Origin of the sequence: Brevundimonas sp., assembly GCF_035561115.1 — a bacterium.
Lineage (GTDB): Bacteria > Pseudomonadota > Alphaproteobacteria > Caulobacterales > Caulobacteraceae > Brevundimonas.
Genome location: NZ_DATMYH010000013.1, coordinates 1 through 6,461, shown reverse-complemented (window position 1 = coordinate 6,461; position 6,461 = coordinate 1). Strand labels below are relative to the sequence as shown.

Sequence of the window (6,461 nt, the reverse complement as noted above, 5' to 3'; positions counted from 1 at the left end):
GGACTCTCGCCCCGGACAGGCCGCCCGTCTCGCCCCCTGAATTCGCCCTTCCCAACCCTGCGGCGAAATTTTCTTCCTGGCGCCCCTTCCAGCGGTCGTAAAATGTCCTGCGTCGGTCCCCGGGCCGCCGCGCGGTCTTTGACAATCGAGCCTCAGCCGCGACCGTCCAGGCGCGGCGACACACCCGGACGCGCCGACGCGCATGTCCTCAAAGGGTCGAAAGTAGCGGTTTTCGCATTTTTCGGACGAACAGAGACTCTCGCCCTTCTCCCCTTGCGGGAGAAGGTGGCAGCCGAAGGCTGACGGATGAGGGGTCACACGAACGGATACGGCGAGCGAGCGACCCCCGGGATGACCCTCTCGGCAGCGAAACCCCTCATCCGACCCGCTTCGCGGGCCACCTTCTCCCGCAAGGGGAGAAGGAGAACGGCCTCTAGCCCGCGATCTGTCCGAAGTCCGCCACCCGGCCCATGACGGCGCGGACCTGTCCGAGCAGTTTCAGGCGGTTGTCGCGTTCCGCGGCCACCTCGGAGTTGACCATCACCTTGTCGAAGAAGGCGTCCACCGGCGCCCGCAGGCGGGACAGGGCCGTCATGGCGGCGGCGAAGTCCTCGGTCTCCAGCGCCGCGTCCACGGCGGTCGCGGCGGCGGCTGTGGCGAAGGCCAGGGTCGTCTCGGCCTCGGGCTGGTCGGGAAGGCCGGTGTTGACCATGCCGGTCGGGACGGGCCCCTTCTTCTCCTCGGCCTTAAGGATGTTGGACGCCCGCTTGTACCCGGCCAGCAGATTGGCCCCGTCGTCGGTGGCGAGGAAGGCGTCGAGCGCCTCGACCCGCCGCACGATGCGGACGAGGTCGTCGTCGCCGAGCGCGAAGACGGCGTCGACGAGATCGTGGCGCTTGCCCTGATCGCGGAGGAGGACCTTCAGGCGGTCGGCGAAGAAGGCGAGGAGCTCTGAGCCCTTATCAACGAGATCGTATTTTCCGCCGAAAATTTTGTTCTCGTGGAACGCATGTTCAAAGGCACGTCGGTTAAAGCTCGAGAACGGGAACACGATAGGCCAAATATGGACTTGAGCGGTTACGCCGACGGCGCTGGAGATCGTCCGCATGTGCGGCAATCCGTGAATTTCCAACAGCTCGTGCGCCTCGGCATGCTGCCCTTCTTTGAGGGAAGCCAGTTTGGAGACGACACCGCTCTCTCCAACAATTCCAGCGTCAACGGCTGAGTCGATTGCAGAACGCAGTCCGATCGGTTTGCGATTCTCCAAAATCAGTCGGATGACGCCAAGCGCCGCACGGCGCAGCGCAAACGGATCTTTCGATCCCGTCGGCTTCTCACCGATGGCGAAGAAGCCGACGAGGGTGTCCAGCTTGTCGGCGAGGGCCACGGCCACCGTCAGCGGCGCGGTCGGCACGGAGTCCGCCGGGCCCTGCGGCTTGTAGTGATCACGCACCGCGTCGGCGACGGCCTCGGACTGGCCGAAGGCGCGGGCGTAGTAGCCGCCCATGACGCCCTGAAGCTCGGGGAACTCACCGACCATGGCCGAGGACAGATCGGCCTTGGCCAGACGCGCGGCCGCCTCGGCCTGATCCGGATCGGCGCCGACGAGCGGGGCGATCTCGCGGGCGAGGGCGGCGATGCGTTCGACGCGTTCGGCCAGAGTGCCGAGTTTGGCGTGGAAGGTCACGCCTTCCAGCTTTTTGGACCAGGCCTCGAAGCCGGTCTTCAGGTCCTCGTCCCAGAAGAAGCGGGCGTCGTCGAGGCGGGCCGAGAGGACGCGGCTGTTGCCGGCGGCCAGGGCCGCGCCGCCGTCTGACGCCTCGATATTGGCCACCACGACGAAATGCGGCGCCAGGCCGTGGACCGCCGGATCGCGGACGGCGAAATATTTCTGGTGCACCTTCATCGACAGCCGGATCACCTCCGGCGGCAGGGTCAGGAACTGCGGGTCCATGTCGCCCAGAATCGGCGTCGGCCATTCAGCCAGCCCGGCCACCTCGTCCAGCAGGCCGTCGTCGTCGACCAGCGCCAGCCCCTTGGCCGCGCAGGCCGCCGTGGCGCCGTCGAGGATGCGCAGCTTGCGGTCGGCGACGTCCAGCAGGACGAAGTCGCTCTCCAGTTTCGCGCGATAGTCGGCGAAATCCTTCACCGCGAACGGGCGGCCGCAGCCCAGGAACCGGTGCCCCTCGGTCAGGTCTCCGGAGGCGATCCCATCAATCTCGAACGGAACCACTTGGCCGTCGAACAGCGTCACGATCCGCTTCAGCGGCCGAATCCAGCGCAGCGTCCCGGAACCCCAGCGCATCGACTTGGGCCAGGGGAAGCCGCGCACGATGGCGTCGACCATGTCGGGGATCAGGGCGGTGGTCGGCTGGCCCTTCTGGCTGAGGACGGCGAACCAGACGCCGTCGCGCTCGCTCAGCTGGTCCTTCGTCAGGCCGGTCTTGCGCAGGAAGCCCTCCAGCGCCTGTTCGGGCGCCGAGGTGCGCGGGCCCTTGAGCTCTTCCTCGCGGTCCGGCGTCGCGGCCGGCAGGCCCTCGACCACCAGCGTCAGCCGGCGCGGGCCGGCGAAGGTCGTCAGGGCCTCATAGGTCAGGCCGGCCGCCTTGAGCCGCTCGGCGGCCATGCGTTCGAGGTCGCGCGCGGCGCCCTGCTGCATGCGGGCGGGGATCTCTTCCGAGAACAGTTCGAGAAGGAGCTGGGCCATTATGCGCGCCCCCTTTCCTGCTCGACCCATTCGACAGCGCAGGCCTTACAGAGATCGCGGATGCGGCCGATGTAGCTCTGGCGTTCGGCGACGGCGATGGCGCCGCGGGCGTCCATCAGGTTGAACAGGTGGCTGGCCTTCAGGACCTGGTCGTAGGCGGGAAGAACCAGGGCCTGGTTCTGCGGGCCCTTCATGGCCAGCAGGTTCGAGACCTCGGTGACCATGTCCTCGAACCGGCGCTTCAGGCCATCGACGTCATAGCCGTGGAAATTGGCTTCCGACTGCTGGCGCTCGTTCTCGAGGAACACCTCGCCATAGGTCAGGCCCTCCCTGGTGAACTTCAGATCATAGACGTTGTCGACGCCCTGGACGTACATGGCCAGACGCTCGAGCCCGTAGGTCAGCTCGCCCGAGACGACATCCACCTCGATGCCGCCGACGCCCTGGAAATAGGTGAACTGCGTCACCTCCATGCCGTCGCACCAGACCTCCCAGCCCAGACCCCAGGCGCCCACGGTGGGGTTCTCCCAGTCGTCCTCGACGAAGCGGATGTCGTGCAGCTTCGGATCGATCCCGATCGCCGCCAGCGAGCCGAGATAGAGCTGCTGCAGGTTCTCGGGGTTGGGCTTCAGGATCACTTGGTACTGGTAATAGTGTTGTAATCTATTGGGATTTTCGCCGTAGCGGCCGTCACCGGGGCGGCGGCTGGGCTGGACGTAGGCGGCCTTCCACGGGCGCGGGCCCAGCGCGCGCAGGACCGTGGCGGGGTGCAGGGTGCCGGCGCCGACCTCGATGTCATAGGGCTGCAGGATCGCGCAGCCCTGATCGCCCCAGTATTTGTGGAGGGTAAGGATCAGGTCCTGGAAGGACAGCGGGGACTCTGGCGGTTCGGTGCTCACAGGCAGGCTTTTTCGTCCGGGGAAGAAGGCGGCGGACCCTAGACGGGCGGCCTTTGCCGGGCAAGGCGATCACCCCGCCTACGCTTCCTTAAGCGGCGTGGCCCCATAACGTAGCCATGAAGCCAATCGACCAGATGCGCCGGCGGGCTGCGCGCTATCTCGACATCGACCCGGTGACGATCGCGTCGCCGCGCGGCGTGTTGTCGCTGAGCTTCGACGACATTCCCGCCACCGCCTGGACCGAGGCCGGGCCGGTGCTGGCGCAGCATGGGGTCAAGGCGACCTACTATGTCTGCGGCGGGCTGGCCGGCGGGCGCAACATGGACCGCGACCAGTTCGAGGTGCGCCACCTGCAGGCGCTGCATGAGGCGGGGCACGAGGTCGGCTGCCACACCTTCGGCCACACCAGCGTGCTGCGCATGAATCCGGAGGCGCTCGGGTTGAGTCTGGACGCCAATGCGGCCTGGGTGGCCGAGCGGCTGGACGGGCATCGGATGACGACCTTCGCCTGGCCGTTCGGGGATGCGACCCTGGGGGCCAAGCGGGTGGTGCGCCAGCGGTTCGCCATGGCGCGCGGGGTGCGCGACGGAATCAATGCGGGGCGCGAGGACAGGGCCCTGATCAAGTCGATCGGGCTGGAGAGCCGGCGCCTGCCGCACTACGACCTGGAGGCGCTGATGGCCGAGACGGCGGCGTCGAAAGGCTGGCTGAACGCCTATGGCCACGACGTGTCGGACCGGCCGACGGATTATGGCTGCACGCCCGATGATCTGGACCGGGTGCTGCGGGCGGCGAAGAACGCCGGGCTTGATATCCTGCCGGTGGCCGAGGCTTGGGGCGTGGTGCGCTTATAATCCGTGCATCCCGGCGAAAGCCGGGACCCAGTTCTGTCCAGCTTGACGCCGGCGTTTCAGGACTGACGGGCGCGGATCACCGGCTCCGCCGCATCACCCAAAGCACTGGGTCCCGGCTTTCGCCGGGATGGGCGGAGATAAAATCAGGCGGCCTGAGCCAATCCCTGCGCCTTGCGCGCGTCGGCCCAGCGGATCAGGGCGGCGCGGGGCCAGGCGACGATCCACGAGCGGGCCGTGTATTCGCCCTTCTCGATCAGGGCGGCGCGGGTCGGCGAGGAGGTCGCGGCGCGTTGGGTGTGGATCTCGCCCGGTCCCTGATGCAGCAGGAAGGCGCCGTGCTTCAGCGGATTGACCCGCAGATAGGCGAGGCGCGGGCTGATCTGCTCCAGCGGCGGGTCGTAGAACCAGCTTGAGCCCAGCATGCCGGCCATCTCCGGGCGGCGCTTGCAGATTTCGGCGGCCGTGGCCCAGGCGCGGTCCCAGCCGGCCTCGTTGAAATCGGACAGTTCGCGGGCCTCGGTATGCACCTCCAGCCACGGCTTCCAGGCCTGGGCGGCGGCGTAGGCGGGGATCACCGACCAGCCCCAGCCCTCGCGGGCGTGGCGCAGGACCTGTCCCGGACCCATGGGCGACGACAGGTCGATCATCTGGGTGCGGGCGCCGGGCACGCTGAGGACCAGCGAGATGCGGACATCCTTGGCCCAGTAGTCGCGGTCATAGGGATCGGCGGCGGCGGTCAGGAAGTCGGCCAGACGCTGGATCCACTCCGGATACAGCTCCAGCACGGCGGGCGGCAGGTCGGCGGCGGGGACACGGGCCGGCATCTCCAGCGCCCAGACGGCGATCAGGGCGCGGCGGTGGTCGTCGGTCAGGGCCGCGCCGAAAGCTTCGGCCAGGGCTTCTTCGGCGCGATGACCGGGCTGGTCGAAGTCCCAGTGCGGAGCCGAGGCTTCCGCGGCCGCGGCGGCGGCGGCCTTGAGCGCGTGGATCCGGGCGCGGTCTTCCGCCGGGATCCGGTTGAGCACGGCCTCGAAGGCGGCGATCCGGGACTGGGAGAGCGTTTCCATGGCGGAAGCGTAGCAAACCCAGGTTGTCCGGCGGTTAAGGCGGGAATGGACGGCGAAACGGCGGCGGACACGAGGTCCGCCGCCGTGGGTCGCAAGCGCCCGAAGGATCAGCCGCCAGGCGTTGGAGGCGGCGGCGTGGGCGTGTCGTCGTCGTCATCCGCCGGATCCGGCGTATCGACCGGCGGCGTGGGACGCGACGGGTCCGGCTGGGCGTCCACCTGCCCGTCCGTCGGGTTGGGCACCGGCGGCGTGGCGATGGTCGTCGTGGTCGCAGCCGGCTGGCCGCCCGGCGCGGTCGTGCCGGGGGTCGCCGGACGGGTGGTGGCCGTCGCGCCGGGCGGAACCGGTGCGGCGGCGGGAGCCGGGGTCGCGGCCGGAGCGGGAGTCGCCCCGGGCGCGGCGGCCGGGGCCGGAGCCGCGGCCGCGGCGGGCGCCGTCGCCATGGACTGGGCGGGGTTCAGGACCTTGTCGATGACGAAGACGGCGCCGTTGGAGGCGTCGATATCGGCTCGGGTGATGAGGGCCCCGTCGATGCGCAAGGCTTCGCCGGTGCCGTCCAGCAGGACGCGGGTGCGGTTGGCGGTCTCGACGCCGCCCTTGGCGCCGGTGATCTGGGACGAGGACACGTCGGCGACGATCACATGATAGAGCAGCAGGTTCCGCAGCTCCTGGGCGTTCGCCGGGTCCATCAGCCGGGTGCGCTCGGCTTCGGGCAGGGCGGCGAAGGCTTCGTCGGTCGGGGCGAAGATGGTCACCGCCGGGCGCGATCTGAGCGTGTCGGTCAGCTGGGCCTGGTTCAGCGCGGCCAGCAGGGTGGTGAAATTGCCCTGCGCGGTCAGGACGTCGATGACATTGCCCGCGGCCGCCGGGGTCGCGGGCGCGGCGGGCTGGGCCGGCGTCGCCGGAGCGGCGGGCGCGGCGGGCTGGGCCGGCG

Annotated in this window: 5 protein-coding genes; 1 reads left to right on the top strand and 4 read right to left on the bottom strand. The window is 69.1% G+C overall.

Annotation, left to right across the window (positions count from 1 at the left end; all coding sequences use genetic code 11):
- Positions 1-433: 433 nt before the first annotated feature.
- A complete protein-coding gene (glyS, locus tag VN378_RS01570) occupies positions 434-2,707 on the bottom strand; it encodes a glycine--tRNA ligase subunit beta (protein WP_325740326.1) in 2,274 nt (757 codons plus the stop codon).
- Complete coding sequence (locus VN378_RS01565; RefSeq protein ID WP_325740325.1) at positions 2,707-3,606, bottom strand: glycine--tRNA ligase subunit alpha; 900 nt, start codon at positions 3,604-3,606, stop codon at positions 2,707-2,709. The genes glyS and VN378_RS01565 overlap by 1 nt, the downstream gene beginning before the upstream one ends.
- 116 nt (positions 3,607-3,722) lie before the next feature.
- On the opposite strand from VN378_RS01565, the gene VN378_RS01560 reads away from it, so the two are divergent.
- Entirely contained in the window at positions 3,723-4,460 is a 738-nt protein-coding gene (locus VN378_RS01560; RefSeq protein WP_325740323.1) for a polysaccharide deacetylase family protein, read from the top strand.
- Between the two features lie 143 nt (positions 4,461-4,603).
- Here the strand turns inward: VN378_RS01560 and VN378_RS01555 are convergent, their stop codons facing one another.
- Complete coding sequence (locus VN378_RS01555) at positions 4,604-5,527, bottom strand: hypothetical protein (protein ID WP_325740321.1); 924 nt, start codon at positions 5,525-5,527, stop codon at positions 4,604-4,606.
- A gap of 107 nt (positions 5,528-5,634) precedes the next feature.
- Positions 5,635-6,461 (bottom strand): fasciclin domain-containing protein (locus VN378_RS01550; protein ID WP_325740319.1); only part of this gene is annotated, 827 nt, incomplete at its 5' end.

Coding starts and splice junctions, on each gene's coding strand:
- VN378_RS01560 (WP_325740323.1), top strand. CDS start 3,723: ATGAAGCCAATCGACCAGATGCGCCGGCGGGCTGCGCGCTATCTCGAC.
- glyS (WP_325740326.1), bottom strand. CDS start 2,707: ATGGCCCAGCTCCTTCTCGAACTGTTCTCGGAAGAGATCCCCGCCCGC.
- VN378_RS01555 (WP_325740321.1), bottom strand. CDS start 5,527: ATGGAAACGCTCTCCCAGTCCCGGATCGCCGCCTTCGAGGCCGTGCTC.